The following is a 22,472-nucleotide window of genomic DNA, read 5'->3' on the forward strand; positions in this document are numbered from 1 at the left end:
TATAGCCAACTATGCCAAGCCCGGAATATTTTATTTACTAATCACATTATCTTCCCCAACGGTTCGTGCTACGTCCACACCGTAAGTTGCCATGGCATCCGCCGGACTTGTTCCGGATACAACGGATTCCACCATGGTCTGGATATGGGCTGAGACTGCCGCATATTTGCTGTCCTTGGGCCTGAAGGATGCAACCTTTAAATATTGGGTCGCTGTCTGGATGAAGGGCAGGGCAGAATATTTCTCATTATCGGCGATATCTGCCCTGGTACCAATGCTGCCCATAGCAACAATGGCATCCACGTAAAGGGAAGGCTCCATCAGGTGCTTGATAAATTCCATCGTAATGTCCTTATTATCAGATTTTGATGGAATCGACCACGCCCAGCCGCCGGACATGGTTATGATTCCGGTGCCGTCACCCTTCCGGGTCGGCATAGGGGCAAAGCCTAGAACATTTTCGTATTCCGGCCAGGGAGATGCACCTGTATCCAGATAATTGCCGGTAATCCAGCTGCCGTCAAGGGATATGACAAGCTTGCCCTGGGGTAAATATTCTCTGGCTGAAATATTGCTTGCCTGGCCGTTCAAGACTTTTGACAGGGGCGGCCCCAAATCATTCTTATATAACTCTTCCAGAAAGGTTAAAGAATCTAAAATTCCCTGGCTGGATATAATCCATTTGCCGGTAGCTTCATCCTGCAGGCCTTCACCGGTTCCGTAAAGAAGCATTTCATAAGTCTGCATGGAGGTTGCCTCTCCGGTTGCAACTCCGGAATTACACCAGAATGGTATCACATCCGGAGCTTCCTCCTTAATGGTCCTGCAGGCTAAAAAGATGTCGTCCCAGGTCTTTGGCTCCCAAACCTCCGGCAAGCCTGCCTTTTGAAAGATTTTCTTGTTATACCATAAGCCCCGGATGTCCGTATTGTATGGCACGCCATATACCTTATTGTCTGCTCCGGCAACACCTTTCTTTAAGGAATCATAATAGGAACCGTTCGTCCAGTCGGCGTAGCCTGCCAGGTAATCATCCAGGGCAGTAAGATACCCGGCCTCCACATCCGCCGTAAGCTGGAAGGTATCCTCCGCCACTAAATCAGGTGCTGTTTTTTCGGACTGCAGCATAAGGGCAATTTTCGCAAAGTAATCGCCTTCGCAGGCAGTAATCGGTGAAATATTCAGCTCACAGCTGTCCTTTTTATCAAAGCTGTCATAAGCTGTCTGCAGCCATTTCCACAATGTACTGTTTTCCCCCTGTCCGTCATCCCGGAAGGTGACGGTTATAACGCTTTTTTCAGAAGAGGCTGCTTCACCGGCAGCGGTCATTTTTTGTGTCTTGGTTTCTTTTCTTATTAAGCCATTCGTTTCTGTATCTATGCCAGCCGCATTTTTTGATTCCATGCATGCGGTCAGTGATAAAATTATTACAGCTGCCATCAGTATACCCAATGACTTTTTCATTGTAAACCTCTCCTCTTTTCCGCCTAAGCTTTGGAGTTTAACGGATAGAAGCACAGTACCTTCCGCCCGTCGTCAAAGGTTTTCATATCCGGCTTTGATTTCCTGCATTCCTCTGTAGCATAGGGACAACGGGGAGCAAATTTGCAATAGGTAATGGCATACTCTTTATCCTCCGTGTCCGGCATAACCAGTTCCTGATCCCACTTTTCCCCCACCCTTGGGATGGCATTCATCAAGAGCTCCGTATAGGGATGTGCCGGATTATCCATGATTTCCTTTGCCGGCCCATATTCTATCAGGCAGCCCCGGTATAAGGTTGCAATATAATCCGATACGTAATAAGCCGTGGAAAGATCATGTGTAACATAGATAAAGGATACCTTATACTTATCCTTTAACTCTTTAAACAAATTTACAATATTCATTTTCATTGAGGCATCAATAGCTGCGACCGGCTCATCCGCTATGATCAGCTTCGGCCTGGTAATCAGCGCTCTGGCTATGGATACTCTTTGCAGCTCACCGCCTGAAAACTGGGTAGGGTATTTGCCCTTCACCACCTCCAGTGACAAGCCCACACTTTTTAGGGTATCGTCTATCAGCTCCCCGGCTTCTTTATAGTTTTTAGCTATTTTTAACCGGAGAGCAGTATTAAACAAGTAGGTATCCACCGTTTTGCGCATCGAAAAGGATTCATAAGGATTCTGAAATATGGGCTGCACATCCAGCCTGAATTGAAAAGCATCGTAGCCTTTACGGTCTTTATAAGACCTGCCGGAAAGAAGGATATCCCCCTGATCCAGGTCATGCAGGCGCAGTATCATCTTGCACAGGGTAGACTTGCCGCAGCCGGACTCGCCTACAATGGAAAGAATAACCGGCCTGACATCATCGATATCAATATTGACATCATCCACAGCCACAAGCTTCTTTTTGCTGAGCATTCCACCAATATGGAAGGATTTGCTGACATTTTTAATTTCCAGTAATTTTTCGGACATCTTATTCCTCCATTCATTTCACAAGCCAACTTTCGAAACTGCCTCTCAATTTTCACACGAACAATCATGCTTTCCCTGCATGCCGCAAGTTTGGACCGAGGATTTCCCAGGCACAAACTTGTTGTGAATTATGCTTTTCAATAATTCACACTAACAGCCATTCTTATTTATTAAATGGCAGGCTGCAAAACGCCCCGGCTCCACTTCCTGGAGCTTTGGTACCGATTTTCTGCATTCCTCCGTAGCTCTTTGGCACCTGGGAGCAAACCGGCACCCTGCAGGGGGGTTGGTAAGGGCGGGCGGCCTTCCCGGAATTCCGGTTTTCGGACTCTTGTCACCTACCCGCGGAAGAGCACCTACCAGCATTTTCGTATAGGGGTGTATGGGCTTTTCGAAGATGTCCTCTGTTTTCCCCAGCTCAACCAGGCTTCCCGAATACATAATCCCCATGCGGTCCGTTACCTGATAATGTACGCCCATATCATGGCTCACGATGACCATGGTATTCTTCAGCTGCTTCTGAAGGCGCATGAGCATCATAAGTATTCCGCGCTGGACTACGACATCAAGGGCCGTAGTCGGTTCATCCGCCAGGACTACATTGGGGGACATAAAGGTAGCAAGGGCTATAATAACACGCTGCCTCATTCCGCCGGAGAGCTGAAAGGGATAAGCATTCAAGAGATCAGGAGAGAGGCTGAGCTCCTCCAGATAGTCCGCAACCCTTTTTAAGGTCTGCTCCTTTGTTTTATACCTTTTATCTTCTTTCGGTATGGAATCCAGGAACTGGTTCTTCAGGGGAACTATTGGGTTCAGTACACTCTGTGCTGCCTGAGGGACATAAGATATATTATTCCACCAGGTCTTTCTGATCTGGCCTGTTTCATAGGAAAAAGTTTTCCCGTATTTTTCCCCGGAAAGTATCAGCTTCCCCGAATCCACCACCATGGGAAACTCAATGATATCATATAAGGCCTTTAAAAGTGTTGTCTTGCCGCATCCGGATTCCCCGGCTATTCCGAAGATCTCATTATCATATATTTCAAAATCCACATCGTTAATAACATGAACAGGTCCGCTTATGGTTGAATACGAGGTGGATAAATGGTCTATTTTTATCATCTCCTACCTTCCTCTCTTCCTGGATAGATAATCATTATAGCCTGTTATCAGAAGGAACAGCCCAATAAACATAACCGCCGTTGTTATAATCGGAGAACCAATCCAGAACCACTGCTTTGTAAAGATTGCATTACGGTCCCTTGCCCACTGTATCATATTTCCCAGAGAGATAAGATTCCCAGGAGACAGGCCCAGAACAGCCAGACTCGATTCGGAAGCGATAGCAACAAGAGTGGCATTCATGAAGTTTGAAAGGGACCAGGTAAAAGCATAGGGAAGTATCTCCGTTACAACGACCTGAATGGTACCTTCCCCTGAGAACCAGGCCGTATGGATAAAATCCCTCTCCCGCATGGAAAGGGCCATGGAACGAATCTGGCGGCTGGGCCAGGCCCAGGCAAACATCGCAAGCACCAGTGCCATGATGAAAACCGTAGAGGATCCCTTCATAAATGAGGTCATTAATATAAGGATGGGAAGGGAGGGTATTACAATAAAAGTATCTGTTACAACCGTCAGTACCCTGTCAAGGAAGCCGCCTGAAAAACCAGCCAGAAGCCCTATGAATACACCTGCGACAGTACCTATTGTAGCCACGATAAGGCCGATCATAAGGGAATTATGGATAGCCTCGATCAGCAGCCACAGCACATCCTGCCCCATACTTGTAGTACCCAGCAGGTGTTCTGACGAGGGCTTCAGCTTTCCCGGATAGGAATTGAAGGTAAAGGGATTTGTATGGGGCAGAAAATATACGACAAACCCAATTATTATAAATATAGCAGTCAGTAATAGTCCTGCCTTCAGACTTAAATTAGTATTTCTCCAGAATTTCTTCACGCTTTCCACCTCTCCCTCTCAATTGTACCGAATACGCGGGTCGATAAACGGGTAAATCAAATCCACGATTAAGGTTGCAGTAGATATTGCCACGATAGAAATCGTGATACAGCCGAGTATCATGTTGTAGTCTGACATCAGTATAGCCTTTTGTACCAGTGTACCGACTCCCGGATAGCCAAATACAATTTCAGTCATGATGGAGCCGCCGAATACGCCGCCAAGACTCATTGCCAAAGCGGTGACCTGGGTCAGAATGGAGTTCCGGAACACATAGCTTTTTCCGATTCTGCTCTCTGAAATTCCCCTGTAACGGGCAAAGAGGACAAAATCTTCCTCCGATGTAGTGCCTGCAAGGGATTTCATGGATATGATCCACCAGCCTGTTCCGACCAGCAGCATGGATAAAGCCGGCAGAATCGAGGCCTTTAAAAGTGAAAGGAACCAGGCAGCGGTGTTCCCCTGGGTGTTTATGGTTGTCTGAATCGGAAACCATCCCAAAACAAATGCAAATACAATCTGTAACACCAGTGCTATGATAAAATAGGGCACCGGATAAATGCATATGGCTATCCCCTCCAGAATTTTGGAGGAAAGCTTATTTTTACGAAAGCCGGCAAGAAGTCCTATGATATTGCCTATAACCCAGGCTATGACGGTAGTCGTCAGGGAAAGAAAAAGCGTATAGGGCAGATACATGCCGATTATTTCGCCTACGGGGGTGGGATAGCTCATCAGGGACGGACCGAAATTAAAATGCAGCAATCCCTTCCAAAGGAAGGTGCCGTATTGTTCCAGCAGGGAACCTTCCAGACCGAACTGTACCCTGAGCTGTGAGCGGAGTGCCTCCATCTGTACAGGATCCATCTGCCCGGAGCGGGACTGCATCTGTCCAATCATGTTTTCAACAGGATCAGAAGGAAACATACGGGGTATAAAAAATATAAATGTGATGCCAATCCAGATAGTCAATAAATATGTTAAAAACCTCAGACCGAAATATTTACGGAATTTCAACGGCTTCACTCCTTTTTCTAATTTCGAGGCAACTATTCTTATATACCATTGCTGCCCGGCGGAAACCACCGGGCAGCAAACAGAATATCTTTATTACTTACCCACGTTTATACTGTTTTGATACCGCAAAGCATTTGATTTTACTGAACCGGTGAAATCTCTGTCGTTATATATTTAAAGCAGCTCCACCACCACCAGGGTCCATTATATGGATTGTCGGCACAGGGGTAGTTGTTCCAATAAGTGCTGTTGGTAGGCACGAATTTAACACCTGAGTGAAAACCAATAAAAGGAAGTTCTTCTATGGAATTCTTAAAAAATTCAATACCCAGCTCATATGCCTTGGGATCATCCGGTGAAAGCTTCGCCAGTTCGTGAATGATTTCGGTCGCTTTGGCATTCTTCCAACGGCCTGACTGGCCTGAGCCCCTCTCTCCGATGGGAACGATAAGGTCGGCATCCCAGCCGTTGATCTGGGAATAGATGTCCTTGGTTATGAAACCGGTCGGCCAATATCCTGCGATATCAAACTGTCCTGTAGCACCATTGGTATCCCAGGTCGCACTGGATTCACTGACAAGGTTGATTTTGAAGCCGAATTTCGTCAATTGGTCATAAGCTGCCTGGGTACCACGGCCTGCCTGCGCTTCCGAATCTGCCAGATATGTCATGTTAAAGGTAAAGGGCTTGCCGTTAAAATACCAGCCGTCGGATTTTTTCTCAAGGCCGGCCTTCGTCAGCAGCTTCTCTGCTGCCTGAGGATCATATTTCCAGCAGCCGACACCAAACATATCGATCAAAGTATTCTGGTCCGTAGGAATATCATAGCCTTTATTTCTCAGAACACCTGCGATTCTCTCAGCATAGCCGGAATCGAAGGGCTTCACTGAAGTACCGTCGCCCAAATCCAGCTGAAAGGCCTCCAGCCAAGAAAGGATTGGCTTGACATATAGTTCCTGGGCAGCACTTGTATTGGTAATGATAGGGAACGGTGACGCACGCCCTACACCGTCAAATATATTCTGTGATATCTCATCAAAATTCATTGCAAGAGCAATACCCCAGCGGAAGTCCTTGTTATCATAAGGAGCACCCTTACCCATGGAGAAGAGCAGACCCTTTGAGCAGGGGTCATCACTGGTAGCATAAGGAAAATTCTTGTACCAGCAGGCAATATTCGGATTCTGAGCCGTCATTACCTCCAGCATTTCCGGAGTCACCTCGCAAAGAATGTCAACCTCGTTATTAATAAGGCTCATCTGGCGGCTGGTATCATCGCCGAGATTTCTGAACCATACGTATTTCGCCTTGGGCTCTTTTCCTGTCACAACACCAACCGTACTGGCCTTCCAGTCTTCACGGCGTTCATACAGAACCCATTTTCCCAATTCGTCATAAGCCTTTACCGTATAAGGACCGGCAACCACAGGCTTGGAATCCTTAAACTGTGTAACATCCTGCTGCTTGGAGTAAATGTGCTCCGGAACAATTCTTAAGTCATTTCCCCAGATGGTTACACCGAATCTCTGTGCTAACCTGGGAAAAGCCTCCTTGGTCACAATTTTAACGGTATAATCATCTACTTTTCCAACGGATTTGAAAATCTGATTGTAATAGGCATTCTGGCTGATTCCGGTATTGGACATAATCATGTTAAAGGTAAATACAACGTCGTCCGCAGTTAAATCCTCGCCGTCGGACCATTTGATTCCCTTGCGGATTTTTACAATGTGCTCTGTAAAATCAGCATTGGACTCCGGCATGCCATCTGCAACCTCGCCAAACTGCTCCCCCTTTACGGTATCGATTTCCCACATCATCGCTGACATAAGCTGATGAATGCCGAAGCCCATGGTAGTTCCCTGCATATAGGAATTGAACTGTCCGGGTGTGTCCGTCGGTGACTGGCACTCAACAATCAATGTTTCATTTCTTGGCGTACCAACCTCCGTCATCTCTTTTGACGGTGCCGGCTCCTTTTCATCCTCGGTTTTGTTTTCGGCCTCTGCTGTTACCTTGGCAGTTTCAACCTCTGCCTTGTTGTTCTTTGTCTTTCCGCAGCCTGCGAGCATGGAAGCCATGAGCATCAAAACCATGATACATGCCATTGCCCGGTGCATTGCTTTTTTCATTAAAAACCTCCTCTACCCTTTAAAGAACTTGTAATTGGTTACACTTGCTCCCGTTGCATTCCGCAGACAAGCCTGCGGTACTGCCATAAATAATGGAGTGTGAAAACGCTTTTCTTTCACACTTTCATCTTAACTCCAAAGGGTTTTACTTAAAATTCCAAAATTTTAAGAAAGGAGTAAATTCTTAATCTCATTTCATGGTTTTTCTGAAAATTAAGAAAATGCCGCCTTAATTTTCTATAATTCCTATTCTCACCTTATCCTGCATGCTGTCTGCTATGCTGTGAAGAGAGGGCTCCGTTTCGCTGAGCAATTGGTATATCCCGTCCGAAATGGCGGCTGAAATATCAAACCAGGAATTCAGCGAGCTCTTGGCTATTCCATGTTCTTTCTGCTTTTGAATAAATTCCCGGCTGACTGCATATCCGTCATTGTTAAAATCATAATCTGCATCCACTTGTACGGGTATGGTCTCCGTTGCCTCGGCAATCCTTTCTGCCATGCTTTTATCCGTTATATAGTCCAGAAACTTAACAGAAGCTGCATAATCAGCCGTAACGGATATCCCAATGTTCTTGCCGTGAAACATATAATTTTCTTTCTTTTCATAGGGAACTGCCGCCACTCCCACCTGAAAATCAGCATGATTCATTTTTATAACGGATAACGCACTTAAATTATTGATCATCATTGCAATTTCACCATCCAGAAATTTATTGGTCAAATCCAGCTGATTCCAGTTAATGCATTGGACCGGAAGCAGCTTATTGGTTTTCAGGAAATAAAGCAGTTCAAATACCTTTATGCCACCCTCCCCGTTAATTTCCCGGATGGAGCCCCCCGTTGAATAAAGCAGCTGCAGGATGAGGGCTGTAATTTCTTCCGGCTGTCCTGCCCCGATTCCAATTCCATAGATGCCGACCTTCTGGACCCTTCTGGCTGCTGCCTTTAAATCCTCCCAGGTCTTCGGTACGGGAACACCACTCTTTTCAAACAGGCTCTTATTCCATATCAGCACATAGGGGTCACAGGTAAATGGAATCCCGTAATATTTTCCGTCGCTTCTGGTGTTATTCCACTGTCCTAAGGAATAATGGGATACTTTTGAGGTTTCATCAATATAGCCGCTTAAATCCCGAAGAACGTTAAGGTTAATCAGAGCGGGCATTATGGAATTGTCGCATATAATTAAATCCGCTAGATGGTTCTGGTCCAAATTCAGGCAGATTTCTTTTTTAAAATCATTTTTGGAAATAAAGTCAATTTCCACTTTGGGGTTATTTTCAATCCTGGAATACTGGTCAGCTATGTCCTGAAGCAGCTTACTGTTTTCGGCAGATTCATAGGGGGATAGTATCCGCAATACTTTTCTTTCTGCCTTCTGGCTCACTGCCCGGGGCTGCTTTATGCTGTTTCCGGTATAATTGCTGATTAACAGGAATAAGACAAGCACTACCCCCAAAGACAGCAATATATTTACGTGAAACATTTTCATCTAAATCACCTTCTTATACTCGGATGGTGAAATGCCGCAGACCGTCTTGAAGACCTTATTGAAATATTTGGGGTCCTTAAATCCAACCTGGTCCGCAATATCCTGTATCCGGTATTTTCCGGAAAGTATCATGCGCTTGGCAATACTGATCCTGAAATTTCTTAAAAATACAACAAAATTCACATTAATCTGCTGGTAAAACAGCTTGCTTAAGTATTCCGGCGTTACCCCTACCAGACTGGCCGCGTCTGATAAAGTAATGTCTTTGCTGTAATTGTCCCGGATATAATTAATCACTTTCAAGATGGTCAGATTATCAATATCCGTCTCTTCATGATTTATAGTCAGTATGGTATTCACAATTTTCTCATAGTTTGAAATTAATTCTGTCTTTGTTTTACTTTCAATGATGTTATTGATAAAGTAATGGAAGATCAGCAGAGGCTCCGGCCGGGAGTCATATTCCTTTGCCCCATTGTAAAGGCTGGAGGAAAACCTTGCCGTGTATTCCCTGATCAGCTCCGGCCTGCCCTTGCTTTCAATGACCAATTCTTTAAATCTGCTGCTTGTTTTTAGGGCTTTTTCATAATCCCCATTCATAATTTCTTTCCGGATACGGTTGTCTAAATCCATCGGATAACTGATGGGAGAAAATTTCAGCTTTTCCACCATTTGTTTATCCAGTATTACTTCACTGCCATAAACAAAAGCGTAGGATAAAAGAGCATTTAACTCCGCAACGCTCCCCTTCAGCCCGGCCAGCCCCAGCATGGAAGCATAGCTGCAATAACAGCTGCCTATATGATGTAAGCTTGGCAGGATACAGGTGGAAAACATGGTGTTTAAATGCTTATTATTTTCCGTATCAATAATAAGTACCACTATTCCATAGGAAAAGGACAGATGGATGACCTGGAAATTCATGATGCATAATTCGTTCAGCCTTTCCTTTATACATTGAACCATTTCATCCGCCGTTTCCTGGTCAATACTGTCTGGCTTTACTAAAAACAAGGTAATTTCCATCCTGTCATTTATATGTAATTGAATGGAAAGCTGGCGTGTTAATTGCTCATTCATTTCCGGTTTACAAGTCATCAGGCTCCATATTAAATGGGCCGAATCAATCTTCTCCGATTTTTCTTTTAATATCCTGGCCTCCGTTTCCTGCAATACGGCTATAAAGCTCACGGTATCAACAGGCTTTAAGATATAATCTACCGCCCCCAGCTGCAGAGCCGTTCTGACATACTCAAAGGAAGAATAAGCGGTCAGAATCAATGCATAGCAGGGAATCCCCTCCTGCTCCACCTGGCGAAGCATGGTCAGACCGTCCATTTCCGGCATTTGTATGTCTGTTATGATTAAATCCGGTTTCAACTCCTTTATCTTTCTTATTCCCTCCACTCCGTTGGAAGCAATGCCGCATATCTCATACTCCGTAAATTTGCCGATAATGCTGATTAAGCCTTCCTTTGTTTTTGCCTCGTCCTCTACAATAAGAATACGCATAGATACCCTCCGGTTCACCATGATTTTCTTACATTTGCCGCCCCGCTTATTTTATTTATATTTCATATGGAATCCTGATAGTCACCACAGTCCCCTGCTCATCGGAAGCTACATGAAAATAACTGCCGCTGCCGTAATACAGCTTTAATCTTGTAATGACATTTCTCACACCTATGCTCGTTTCCACATTATCCCTTTTATAATCATAGTTATTAAACAGCTCCACTAATTCCCGGGCCATACCTTTCCCGTTATCCCTGACCTGGAGCTGAATACAGCTGTCAGATTGTTTTTCAATCAGGATATGGATTTCATCCTGCCCCCCAGCCCCCGGAAAGCCATGCACAATGGTATTTTCGATTAAGGGCTGCAGCAGCAGTTTATGTATCTTACTGCTCTTTAACCCCTCTTCCATATGAATGGCACATTGGAAGGAATAGCAATATCTCTCCTGCTGCAAATAGATATATTTTTTTAAATATTCCAGCTCTTCCTGAATAGTCACAATTTCATTGCTTTTTTGAATACTGTACCTTAAGATGGCGGCTAAGTGAATGAGCATCTTGCTGATATGGAACTCCTCATGCTCCACGGCCACCCAATTAATCGCATCCAGGGTATTATATAAAAAATGAGGGTTGATTTGTGCTTCCAGGGATTTGATTTCCGCATTCTTCTTCCGTACCAATGCTTCCTTTTCCTGCCGGTTGGATTCCTTTATCCGGACAATCATGTCGTTAAAATGGCGGGCAATTCTTGCAAATTCATCCTTCCCTTCCAGGGATATCTGTACATCATAATCTCCCTGATCCGTCTTTCTCATCCCGTATATGATTTTCTTCACTGATTTATCGGTATCGGCTGCAAAAGACATGGCAATTAAGACACACATGCTGCCAAATAAAATTCCGATAAAGATAATAATCTTGGAAATATTCTGTACATCCTTTAATGCATAGGTTAGATTCTGTACGTTAATAAGGGTAAATACTCCGTCCTTTATACTGCTGCTATGTACTTCCAGCTGTTCTGCATCCATAAAATGCTTATCCCGAAAGAATTTTTTGGTAACCTTTTCAATGCTGCCGTTACCGTACTCCTGATATATATTCAAGCCCACATAGGCTTCTAAGGGAAAGGAGATAATATCCCCCTCCCCATTTACCAAAAATGTTACATTGGAATGAGAATCCATACCTGCCGAATATACCTTGCGAAGAGCCTTTTCATCGATGCATAAAATAATACTTCCAACGGGACCGTTCTTATAATTATTAAAGTCGGTCAGCTGGTGTGCTATGTAAAAATAATTTTTGCTCCCGTAATTCTTATCCGCCTTATGAATTGTATTGGAATAGATAGCATGCTTAACTTTTAGGGAATCCTTGAACATGGCATTTGTCCTTATATTATTCACATCAAAACAGAAGCTTTCCTCGCCGGACCGTGTAACCGTATCATAAAAGGTGGCATCCCCATTCAAACCAACTATGGCAGCTCCCAAAATCTCCGAATAAACATAAACAATATTTTCAAGCTTTTTCTCAATCTGATGCTTTGCCGGATAATAGTTCTTCGTATCCCAAACATTGATGTACTTTAAGTTATCAATGTAACTGTTGTCCGTATAGATATCCAGCATAATATTATCATAGGCATGAAAAAAGCCCGCCACACTATTGCTGGATTGCTGGAGGTTCGCGCTGATTAATTCCTTGGTCTGCTTCTCAATAGTGGACGTACTTATTTTATATGATGTAAATTGGATAAGGCATATTGGTAGAATCGATATTAACAATAGCATAATCATTAATTTCGTAAACAGATTCAAGGATAACAATATTTTGGCAATAGCTTTATGCATCATAGGAGCCATCCTTTTAATATGGTTATTTCAATCATCATGCCGTGTGCTGAATTTATATTTCATTGTATAAAATACCGATAAATTTTAGGAAATTGAAATAGAATATGTAATTATTTTCCAATTTGATTATTAATAGATTATCACAAAATGTGAAAAATGTCATCCCTTTTCACATTTATTGTGTTGCAGAATTTTAAATTTAAGTAAGCACGGCTCCTTACATTGCCGGCTTTTTCATTTTATCAGACATTTCGGGATTTCAATTTTTTACTGGGGAATTTCAAATGCTTTGAACTAATAATTTGAATGGAATAAATAAACCTAGCTTATTCCTATGTATACCTGATTTGGATATCCAAAGTAAATCTCAGTTTTCAACTAAGTACCTTTTTATACTCCACATTCAATCAACGCAACATTTACTAAGATTAGTCCTACAAATGCCCTGTTTCAATATACCTAAGGCAGTTTGCACAAAATAGAAAGCTTCCTGCGCCTATGGAAATGTATTAGAAGTCCTTTTCTCTGAAGCTTTTGTGCTATATCATCAAACAGATTGTTTGAGCTCAGCGAGTTATCTGTTTAATGATATGTCCAGCACAAAAGCTTCAGAGAATTAGGACTTCTTATACATTGGAATGAAGCAGGAAGCTTTCTATTTTGTGCAAACTGCCGCCCCATTGTGAAAACCTACCCATTTATCCACCTATTCCGCGCTTATTCATCCCCCACCTTCGCTTTCAACTCCATTACATACCCTCTGTCATCTGCGTATATGATATTTTTTGCATTCTCCAGTGCTCTTTCCGAAATGGAATATTCTAATACAAAGCCGTCAATGCTGGTATCATAATCGATTTCATCAAAGTAATCATAGATTGCGTCTGTCTGAAATCCTTCCTTCTCTTTAAAATTAACAAACAGCATATATACATCGCTTTCCGTATTTTGAAAGGGAGCAATTACTTTTTCCCACTCTTCCTTTTTTATACCGTTATAATCCGAATCAATAGACCGGTAAGTCAGTCTGATACTGTAGTCCCCTGATTCCAACAGCTCTTTGTATGTCTTTATGCCCGGCATGAGAAAGCTGGCTATGTAAGTATCCTCATATTTTCTAGAATATAATTCCATTTTACAGTCCACAAATTCAGCAGCTTTTACTTTCTCTTTCCCGTATTCCAGGAAAGAATCCATAACAGCGCTAATGTTTTCTTTTGTCAGTACCTCATCCGTATGTACATTATAAATGATATCAAATTCGTTATCGTCTGTGGATACCGTTGCCTTTACAAAACCACTTGCCACTTTATCAAAATTCGGAACAGTTGAATCATATCTTTCATAAGCATAGCAGGCTTTGAAATCAGATGCTTTGGCTTTCCTGCCATAGGTCTCTCTTACATATTCCCTGATTAATTTCTCGCCCTTTTTTAGCTCTTCCTTTCCCTTCTCTCTTTCCTCTGTGCTAATGCAGGCTGTTAAAGAAAATAACAGCAGGGTTATAAAGCCAAACAGTGTAATCTTTTTCATAAAATCTCCCTTTTGTATTTTTTTGCAGCGCTTATTGGTATAAAGTTCCGCTGGTATTTCTTTCAATTCAATTTTAATCGAAAGTGCTGTAAGCTCTGTCCTGTAAGTCCAAAATATTCTAATTATTCTATTCTAATATGTAAGAATGCAGATATCAAGCTGTTTTTAACCAGGCTGTATTCCATTCTGAAAGCTCTATAAAACATATCTTCTATGTTTCAGTACATTGTTCGAAAATATTTTATTTTTGAATAAATTGGCCCTTTCTGAAGTCTTTCCGAAAATAAATGCTTTCCTTGCAATAAATTCGCCTCAAATTTAGGAATATATGTAAATAATTGTTGCATTATCCCATATTAATTGTCTTTAGTTTATATAAGGGCTGATGAACGCTTCTCGTTTTAGCCCGTAAAAATTCATAGTAACTCACGAACATGCAGCCTAACCCGTTTTAACTTAAAAATAATTTAGTGTAACCAAAAATCAAAATTTATTTTCCATATGTTTACAATCCTGTGGTTTCCATCTCTTTATTAGTCGAAAGGTGGAAATAAATATGATAATTGATGTTATAACTAAAATACAAAACGGAGATAGTAATTCAACTTTAGAGCTCATAGAAAAATTTAATCCGTTGCTGAAAAAATATGCTCACATGCTCTATTATGAAGATGCCTATAATGATCTCCTGGCGGACTTTATCGAATTACTTTCCTGTGTAAGGATTGACAGGATAAAAAATAAGGATGATGGGGGCATGACAGCTTATATTGCTGCTTCCATGCATAGCAGTTACGTTAAAAAGCTGATAAAACAAAAACAGTTGCATCGATTTATTATTTATTCGGATTTATCAGAAAATGAATTGCATTATATTGACGCCTTAAATGCTACAAACGATACCTACATAAACAATGAGCTGGATTTGTTAAAAAACCTATTAACGGCTTCCGAATTTATAATTATTAAAATGATTTTTTATGATGGCTACTCTGTTACGGAAACCGCAAATGCCAATAGCATTACCAGGCAGGCGGTTAACCAGATGAAAAACCGGGCTTTAAAAAAGCTGAAACTGGTGTTTTCGGACAAGCAAACTTAGGAGGTGAATTATGGAACAAATACTGGACTATGTTAAATTCATCCTTGCATTTGCAGGAGGCATTATCGGCTGGATTTTTGGCGGTTTTGATTCTCTTATATATGCACTGATTGCCTTTGTCACTATTGATTACATCACCGGCATTTTATTGGCAATCCGGGATAAAAAGGTATCAAGTGATATTGGATTTAAGGGTATTGTGAAAAAATTTCTGATTTTCCTGATCGTATCCATGGGCAACATCATTGATTATTACATTCTTGGGACAGGAACTACCCTTCGAACTCTGATAATAATGTTCTACTTGTCAAACGAAGGAATCAGCATTTTGGAAAATGCCGGCCAGCTGGGTTTACCGATTCCGAAAAAGCTTAAAAGTGCCATACAAAAACTAAATGACAATAATGAATAGCTCCACTAAAATGCCGGCTTGCACAAGCCGGCTTTTGGCAACCTTTAAAACAGTAAGACTATTTCCTGCTTGCGCTTTCGATGTGATATTTGATAAGCTCTAATCACCAATTCAAAAAACTTAAAATTAACTTCAATCACACCAGTTTATTAATCACAAGATGATAATAAGTAATTGCAGTACCTTACAATTATCTTATTTACTGTAAGGAAGGGGGGAATACTTTGAAAGCCCTTTATGCCGCACAACTCGATGAGGATGACAGAACCTTCATACTTCATTTATATAAAAACTATTACAATTTTGCAAGAAAAAATATTTATACTATGATACATAACAATAATGACATTGAAGATTTAATAGACGAAGTATTTATAAAATTAATTGAAAAAATAAATGTACTTCGTACCCTTAACGACGGCAAAATTACCGCCTATATTTTCTATACAATTAAACATGTCACCCTCAATTACATAAAGCATCAGCATATTGAAAATAAGCATATGTATATCAGCAAAAATATGGATTCGGATGAAAATTTATTCTATACTGATTCGGATATCGTTGAAAAACTTGTACGGCAGGAAGAACTGCTTGCATTATGTGACACCCTTTCCCATTTGCCGCGAAACCAGAAAGAATTGCTTTACTTTAAATATAACCTTGAAATGAGTAATAAGGAAATTGCCGAACTGCTTGGCATTTCTCCTGATAGCGTCCGGGAATACCTGACCCGGGCAAGACGCAGTGCAAAAAAGCTCATGGAAAAGGAACGGAAATAGATTATCCGTGTTTACATATTGCTTTTATTTCTCTCTTTATTAAGTAGACTTGCAAGTCAAAATTATTGAAGGAGGAAAATAAAATGGCAAAAACAGCTATACCCACAACTAAAGTAACCTGTAAAGATGGCACTACTGATTATTCCGTTGGCATTAACAGCAATACAAATGCAGATGATAAGGTTCAGGCATTTGTAGATTGTTTTAAAGGTGTTGCTAATAATGCAAGTTCTACCTGCCACGGATTACCTTTAAAACTGATTTTAGCTCAATGGGGCGGTGAATGCGGCTGGGCTACCGGCAGCACCCAAAAATCCAACCAGAATTTTTCGAATATGGTCTATACCAGCTCAACGAATCCCGTAGGAAATATTGGCTCCGGTCTGAGTGGCTGGGCGAAATTTGAAGGAAGGTACAAGCATGCTATCGGCTATGCGTATTTCTTTATTAACAATTCAAGATATGCATCCTTAATCGGATATTTACAGTATTGTGAAACTTCCCATGCCACCCCCGATGCAGATACCTGTGCCAGAAATATTGCCGATGCCGGCTTCGGCGGTTCAGACCATGATGCATATTATTCAAGTCTTGTTTCATGGATGAAAACATTGGCTAATCATGCAACGATCTAAATGATATAAGAAAAAGGCGCAGATGAAATCCATCATCTGCGCTTTTTTCAGCTTTATATAAATTAATTCCCCTCTTAAAGCCCTGCTTTTATCCTTAACAAAATGTCAATTTCCTTTTTTAACCACTCCCCGTAACCGGGTAAGACTGTAATATTCCATTGGGAGTCCTTATCGGGATTTTGTATGCCAAAGACAGCATCGGAGACATTGTCCGGGTCAACATACAGTATTATATCTTTATGCTTTACCGCATTTTCGCCTTCCTTCGGTAAATATGGGTCACATACAAGGCGGATCCAGGTATACTTATTATTTGTTTCATCCGTTGTATAGTTATTATGGATTACCTTATTAATATCCTTTATTATAGGTACTTCGGAAATGTCCTTATCCGTACCCGTTTCATTAATTCCCGCTCCGCCCCTTGGAACAATCCATAATAAATCTTCAATATCCTGAAGTAATCCCTCCCTGGCTATTTCATCCTTCTTAAAAGAAAAACAATCGGCCTCTCTCTGTACGATCATTTCCTTACACTGTAGCTGCCCGCTTTCAGTATTTGTATTTTCATTGTTTTCACTTACATTGGAAGAAGGCTGATCTGCCAATGTACTAGAATTATCCTTGTCTTTCTTGGAACAGCCTATTATTAAAAATGTGTTAAAGCAGATAAGTAATACATAAATAAATATTCTTCTTTTCATTTTGCCCTCCCTCTGGCATTACACTTGCAGGCAGTATATTAACTGCCTGTTATACGAATTAAATACTTCCATTTCCATTTTTATTCCCATGCTTATCGCAAGCCTGCTTGCGATACCTCCCAAATTAAATTAAAAAATTGCTCTTCCTTTGCATGCCGTGTCTTCTTGCAGATGCAGCACTGCCACAAATTAGGGTGCGAAATGTCTTTTATTTCACACGGATTAACATACATATCATAAGCATACTTGCAATGCCAGGGCACTTTTCAATCTAATTATCCCTCAAGGAATAAAGACTCCAAATTATATCTTAGCAGTGATAAAATTACCGGTTGCCAATCCGCTGTTTCCAGGCTTCACTCAAGGCTGCCCTGTCTTTCGGATTGTTGAAGGGATTCGACATGGAGGCGGATGTCTGGCAGGCAGGATAAGCAGCGACTTTTTGAGTAATTCCCGTCACATAGGATGGAATACTCGGTGGTTCATTGGAGTCAAAGGATGACTCGGTGGCCAGTGAACGAATTTCATCACTGTCTGCCGCTACAAAACTCCCGCTTTGCAAATCTATGGGCATCACTGTATAAGACATTGCGGGGCGGATAAAGACAGCCATCGGCCCACAAAAGCTTACCAGAATCTCCTGGGGGTCAATGGGAGTAAGATATACCTTTCCTCCCGTTTTCAATGCAGCATAGCAATATTCCGATTGGTCAATGTCTTTCTCTGAAAAATCGTAATAGGTTTCCAGAACAAAATCTTCGCCCTTTAAAGAGCCCTTCCAGCACTGGGTTATGGTAAAATCCTTAACAGGCGGCGACTGCAGATTGTCCGGGTCGATATGCAGGCTGTCTTCCGGTACAACAGACATTTCCTTCCAGGCTGGACTGACCATCGTCACCGTTCCGTCAAATGCCGGCTTGGGATATTGCGATGCAGGCGGAAGCTGAACCGGGACGGGCTCCTCCGGCTGGTTTTCATCAAAGCCTAGGATATTTACGCTGAGTGCAGCTCCTTCCGCCGAAACTATGGGCTTTTCTATGCCGCTAACCATCAATGTAAAAGTCATGGCTGCAATCCCAACACCAAGCAGTACTACCGAAATAAACTCCGAGCATCTGCTTTTTCTTTTCGCCTTTACCAGAAATTCCAGTCTCTCCTTCAAGTTACGCTTATCCTCACTCATGGTAGCAGACATGGCAAAGGGTCTGTAATCGGTATTGGAAGCCACTGCAAGCAAGGTTTCACCATACCGGACACATTCTTCCTTTGTAAAGCCTGCAGTAACTGTTTCATCACAGGAAAGCTCACACTTCCGCCTGGCCTCCCGTGCAGCAAGGTAGACTACAGGATTGAACCAATTGACACTGACTGCAAGAACCGATATCCATTTCAACAGGTTGTCATGCCTGCGGTGATGTATGAGCTCGTGCAGAAAAGCATGGCAAAGCTTCTCAGGGGTAAAGCTTCTCTCGGGCAATACAATCGAACACTTAACAAGTCCGCAAAGCATGGGCGTATCGATGCAGGAGCTGACATACAACGGCAGCGGCCCCTTCAGCCCGTATTTACCGCAGCATTCCTGAAACAGTGCCAGAGCCTCCTGATCATCCAAGGGGATGCGGCTCTCTTTTATCCGTGATGAGAACCTGAGATAACCTGTTATATTCAATCCAAGAACCACAATAATACCCATCAGCCAGACAGTAAGGAGTAACGGCATTAAATCATAGACTGAAAAATTACTGCCAGGAGGGGTCACAGGTGAATCGGCAGCCTGGGGCAAATTCATGGTGTCGGCAGCTGAATTGGCAGCAGAACTTTCCGGAGGTGAAGCAACTGTGGAGGTAGCATTTACCGGATTTTCCATAGCCAGGTTCTGTAGAGGTGGAATCAAGCTCCCAATAAAAAAACCTCCCAGTGTAATAGGCAGCAGCATTCTTATAAATACCAAATACCAGCTAAAATACTGGATTTTCTGTGGGACTCTGTTCTTTACCAAGGGCTTCACCAGGAACAGTATTACAGCAAGTACAGTGCCTGAAACCGTTGAAACAAGGAGCCCTGTCAAAAGCTTAACCATTCCGTTCCGCCTCCTGCTTCAGATAATCCTGAAGTTCCTCTATGTCCTTTTCACTCAGGCTGTTCCCACGGCACAAAGCGGAAATTAAATTTTTAACACTGCCATCATATATTCTTTCAATAAAATTACGTGTCTGATAATGTTTATATTCCTCTTCGCTGACGAAAGCCGTGTAATAAAAGATTTCTTTTTTCTCACAAGTGACAAAACCCTTTTCTACAAGCCGGCGCAGTAAGGTCAGCGTGGTGGAGCGGCTCCATTCCATCCTGTCTTTCAATGCCTTCAGGATTTCAGATGATGTAGCGGGCTCTCCATTTCTTTTCCAGAGAATTTTCATAATTTCTGCTTCTGCATTTCCCATTCGATCCAAATTATTCACAGGGTTACTTCCTCCTATACTGTTTACAGCAGTAAACTATCTAATAAAGAGTTTACTGCTGTAAACTCAAAATGTCAACAAATTTTGTAAAAATTTACATGACCCGCCATTTACAAAATAAAGCTGCCCTTCTCTTTATAGTTGTAATCAGTCGACAGATTATAAAACATAAAAAAGGAGAGATCATCAATGGCAACAATTTTTGGAGTAGATTCAGCAGAACGTCCGACCACTTTAGTATCAAACGGCCAAACCCTCTATGATTGGGTAACCAGCAAAGCCGGACAGGCACCCGCATTTTGGGGCAGATATATTGGCGGCAGCTACGCTATAACAAGTGATGAGGTCACATTTTTACATAATAAGAATTGCAAGATTTTACTTATTTATAACGGAGCCACATCCTCCTCCGTAAGCTCAACGGACGGAACAGCGGATGGGCAGAAGGCAGCAAAAGCCGCTAATGCTTTAAATGTCCCAAGTACAACAGCCATTTACGCTGACATTGAGCAGCCATGGAAGCCCACCAGTACCTGGATAAAAGGCTTTGCAAAGACTCTTTATAACAATCAATTTGGCCCGGGCTTTTATGCCAATACCGTGACTGGGTACTTCAACACACCATACACTACAGCATACAAGGAAGATACAACCTATGTCGGAAATCATTCCAGTTTGGTATGGCCCTGCCAGCCTGAACCCGGAAGCAGTACGGCAGCAGGCAGACCCACCTGGAATCCTACCCCTCCGCCTTGCCTGTCACAAAGCAATATAACTTTTTGGCAGTATGCTGAAAATTGCTACGGGACGAAGAATAAAGGAAATACCTACGCGATTTCAGTTGACCTTGATGAGGCAAGAGATTCCGCTGCCACAATTAATTTATGGTAAGCCGGATAGATTGAAAATGCATTTTATTTTTGGATTTTCCAATATTTGATTAGCATTTGAAATAGCAAAAGCGCCTTTTAGTTTCGATTGAAGCTAAAAGGCGCTGGCTGTTCTATCCATTTTATCAGGATTGTTTTATTTCCGTTCCAATAATGATGCTGGCCGCTTGTTTCTAAGCCATATATTCTCCGCAATCATGATTGTTATACTGTTTTTTGATTTTAATAATAATGGATTCATCAGGCTGGATAAGCTCTTCCATAATCTTATGCTTTATACGGCTTCGCTCCAGCTGTGCTTTGTATTTCTCGACCTCTTCCTTGACAGCCCTGGCCGCAGCGGCTTGGCCGATTTCTTCTTTTAACTGAAAATGTATTGTCTGTTCCAAACAGGCAGCTTTAATGCGTTTCATATGTGTAATCCTCCCTTTTTCTTTCATTTTAGCATATAAAATTTTTTAAAATCAAACGAAAAATTGGCCTATTTGAAAAATTTGTTAATTTTACACATAGAGCAGCCTTGTCATTTTCAGTAAAATTGCCTGTGGCTTTTCTTTTAAATTTATGTTCTTCAAAGGAAGCTCCCACCCCCCTTATTTATGCAGTATCGCAAGCAAGCTTGTAAAATTTATGGAGATTAACAGGCTCCTTTATCTTGATTTTTTACAAGCATTCTTACGTATTTTTCAGGTTCTTTGTATAAGAATTCACAGTGTTTATACCCATCTTTAACGATTAAGCGGCAATTTGTAAACTTTTTTACAGTATGGATACACACTTTGGCTTTTTCCTTGGTACTATAAATAAATGTCAAAGATTGATTTTCAGTTAGATTAATTGTATTTGGCAATTCATATGTATAGCATGTCCTTGCTAAATTATTTATGCTTTCATCACTTAAATTTCCACAAATCTTTTTCATTTCCAACGAATGAACAGGATATAATTTATCTAAAACATTGGGATTTTCAGGTTGTTTAGCTGATTTGTGAGCAATTTTTTTGAATACTTTTGCCATCATTCTAATGCGTAAATCAGAGAAACGAATAAAAGGTGTACCATCTAAATAAATAGTTTGTATTGCTAATTTATTTTGCTTGAAAAGTTCAAAGGCAATAATCCCTCCCAATGAAGTACCTAATAAAATCTCTATACTTGTTATATGCTTTTTTTGGAGGTACGCAATTATTTTATCTGCTTCCTCCTGCGCTGATTTAAAAGTCGTCTTTTCAGTAATGTCATGTCCATCTAAAGTGGGTAATATGACATAATATTCCTCTTGCAATAATGAAGTAATACCATCAAACATTTTTTCCGTGATAAACATGGCATGTATCAAAAGTGCAACAGGATTTTGCGGATTTCCCAAAGTTATGAATTTCACTGTATTTCCTCTTTCCTAAAATCGATTCAATTCATTCTCAATCGTATTCAACATTTTTTAATACAGCCATACCTGCAGTCCCTGTAGTGTATACCGTTTGGAATGTACGCTGGTAATAAAC

20 protein-coding genes are annotated in these 22,472 nt (G+C 41.6%); 5 read left to right on the top strand and 15 right to left on the bottom strand.

What is annotated here, in order from left to right:
• Positions 1–30: 30 nt before the first annotated feature.
• The 10 genes from BUB77_RS08975 to BUB77_RS09020 form a co-directional block, all read right to left on the bottom strand.
• Complete coding sequence (locus BUB77_RS08975) at positions 31–1,464, bottom strand: extracellular solute-binding protein (RefSeq protein WP_073274948.1); 1,434 nt, start codon at positions 1,462–1,464, stop codon at positions 31–33.
• A gap of 23 nt (positions 1,465–1,487) precedes the next feature.
• Complete coding sequence (locus tag BUB77_RS08980) at positions 1,488–2,465, bottom strand: ABC transporter ATP-binding protein (protein ID WP_073274950.1); 978 nt, start codon at positions 2,463–2,465, stop codon at positions 1,488–1,490.
• A 150-nt stretch (positions 2,466–2,615) separates the two neighbouring features.
• Positions 2,616–3,587, bottom strand: a complete 972-nt coding sequence (locus BUB77_RS08985) for an ABC transporter ATP-binding protein (RefSeq protein WP_073274952.1) — start codon at positions 3,585–3,587, stop codon at positions 2,616–2,618.
• A gap of 3 nt (positions 3,588–3,590) precedes the next feature.
• Positions 3,591–4,436: an ABC transporter permease gene (locus BUB77_RS08990; RefSeq protein WP_084124041.1), complete on the bottom strand. Its 846-nt coding sequence runs from the start codon at positions 4,434–4,436 to the stop codon at positions 3,591–3,593.
• A gap of 9 nt (positions 4,437–4,445) precedes the next feature.
• A complete protein-coding gene (locus BUB77_RS08995; protein WP_073274954.1) occupies positions 4,446–5,444 on the bottom strand; it encodes an ABC transporter permease in 999 nt (332 codons plus the stop codon).
• Between the two features lie 140 nt (positions 5,445–5,584).
• Positions 5,585–7,576 carry an ABC transporter substrate-binding protein gene (locus tag BUB77_RS09000; RefSeq protein ID WP_073274956.1) on the bottom strand — a complete coding sequence of 664 codons (1,992 nt, stop codon included), beginning with the start codon at positions 7,574–7,576 and terminating at the stop codon, positions 5,585–5,587.
• A gap of 229 nt (positions 7,577–7,805) precedes the next feature.
• Positions 7,806–9,071, bottom strand: a complete 1,266-nt coding sequence (locus BUB77_RS09005; protein ID WP_073274958.1) for an ABC transporter substrate-binding protein — start codon at positions 9,069–9,071, stop codon at positions 7,806–7,808.
• Positions 9,072–10,583, bottom strand: coding sequence for a response regulator transcription factor (locus BUB77_RS09010; RefSeq protein ID WP_073274960.1), 1,512 nt, complete (start codon positions 10,581–10,583; stop codon positions 9,072–9,074).
• Between the two features lie 55 nt (positions 10,584–10,638).
• On the bottom strand, positions 10,639–12,450 hold the full coding sequence (locus BUB77_RS09015; protein ID WP_242962436.1) for a cache domain-containing sensor histidine kinase: 1,812 nt from the start codon (positions 12,448–12,450) through the stop codon (positions 10,639–10,641).
• A 717-nt stretch (positions 12,451–13,167) separates the two neighbouring features.
• A complete protein-coding gene (locus tag BUB77_RS09020) occupies positions 13,168–13,983 on the bottom strand; it encodes a hypothetical protein (RefSeq protein ID WP_073274964.1) in 816 nt (271 codons plus the stop codon).
• 556 nt (positions 13,984–14,539) lie between these two features.
• Between BUB77_RS09020 and BUB77_RS09025 the strand changes: the two genes are divergently transcribed.
• From BUB77_RS09025 to BUB77_RS09040, 4 genes are all read left to right on the top strand, one after another.
• Positions 14,540–15,085, top strand: coding sequence for a sigma-70 family RNA polymerase sigma factor (locus tag BUB77_RS09025; protein ID WP_073274966.1), 546 nt, complete (start codon positions 14,540–14,542; stop codon positions 15,083–15,085).
• 10 nt (positions 15,086–15,095) lie between these two features.
• On the top strand, positions 15,096–15,497 hold the full coding sequence (locus BUB77_RS09030) for a phage holin family protein (RefSeq protein ID WP_073274969.1): 402 nt from the start codon (positions 15,096–15,098) through the stop codon (positions 15,495–15,497).
• A 224-nt stretch (positions 15,498–15,721) separates the two neighbouring features.
• Positions 15,722–16,279, top strand: a complete 558-nt coding sequence (locus tag BUB77_RS09035) for an RNA polymerase sigma factor (RefSeq protein WP_073274971.1) — start codon at positions 15,722–15,724, stop codon at positions 16,277–16,279.
• A gap of 83 nt (positions 16,280–16,362) precedes the next feature.
• Positions 16,363–16,914, top strand: a complete 552-nt coding sequence (locus BUB77_RS09040; RefSeq protein WP_073274973.1) for a glucosaminidase domain-containing protein — start codon at positions 16,363–16,365, stop codon at positions 16,912–16,914.
• Between the two features lie 74 nt (positions 16,915–16,988).
• Here BUB77_RS09040 and BUB77_RS09045 read toward each other — a convergent pair whose 3' ends face one another.
• The 3 genes from BUB77_RS09045 to BUB77_RS09055 all read right to left on the bottom strand — a co-directional run bounded on the left by BUB77_RS09045 (position 16,989) and on the right by BUB77_RS09055 (position 20,077).
• Positions 16,989–17,618 (bottom strand): hypothetical protein, encoded by a 630-nt coding sequence (locus BUB77_RS09045; RefSeq protein WP_073274975.1) that lies wholly within the window; start codon positions 17,616–17,618, stop codon positions 16,989–16,991.
• Between the two features lie 325 nt (positions 17,619–17,943).
• Positions 17,944–19,698, bottom strand: coding sequence for a M56 family metallopeptidase (locus tag BUB77_RS09050; RefSeq protein WP_073274977.1), 1,755 nt, complete (start codon positions 19,696–19,698; stop codon positions 17,944–17,946).
• On the bottom strand, positions 19,691–20,077 hold the full coding sequence (locus BUB77_RS09055) for a BlaI/MecI/CopY family transcriptional regulator (RefSeq protein ID WP_073274979.1): 387 nt from the start codon (positions 20,075–20,077) through the stop codon (positions 19,691–19,693). Before BUB77_RS09055 ends, BUB77_RS09050 begins: the two co-directional genes overlap by 8 nt.
• Before the next feature lie 189 nt (positions 20,078–20,266).
• Between BUB77_RS09055 and BUB77_RS09060 the strand changes: the two genes are divergently transcribed.
• Positions 20,267–20,968: a glycoside hydrolase domain-containing protein gene (locus tag BUB77_RS09060; RefSeq protein WP_073274981.1), complete on the top strand. Its 702-nt coding sequence runs from the start codon at positions 20,267–20,269 to the stop codon at positions 20,966–20,968.
• Between the two features lie 172 nt (positions 20,969–21,140).
• Here the strand turns inward: BUB77_RS09060 and BUB77_RS09065 are convergent, their stop codons facing one another.
• Together BUB77_RS09065 and BUB77_RS09070 are read right to left on the bottom strand one after the other, a co-directional pair.
• Complete coding sequence (locus BUB77_RS09065) at positions 21,141–21,380, bottom strand: hypothetical protein (RefSeq protein WP_073274983.1); 240 nt, start codon at positions 21,378–21,380, stop codon at positions 21,141–21,143.
• A 224-nt stretch (positions 21,381–21,604) separates the two neighbouring features.
• Complete coding sequence (locus BUB77_RS09070) at positions 21,605–22,351, bottom strand: alpha/beta fold hydrolase (protein WP_073274985.1); 747 nt, start codon at positions 22,349–22,351, stop codon at positions 21,605–21,607.
• Between the last annotated feature and the right edge of the window lie 121 nt (positions 22,352–22,472).

The sequence above is a fragment of the Anaerocolumna jejuensis DSM 15929 genome (assembly GCF_900142215.1).
GTDB lineage: Bacteria > Bacillota > Clostridia > Lachnospirales > Lachnospiraceae > Anaerocolumna > Anaerocolumna jejuensis.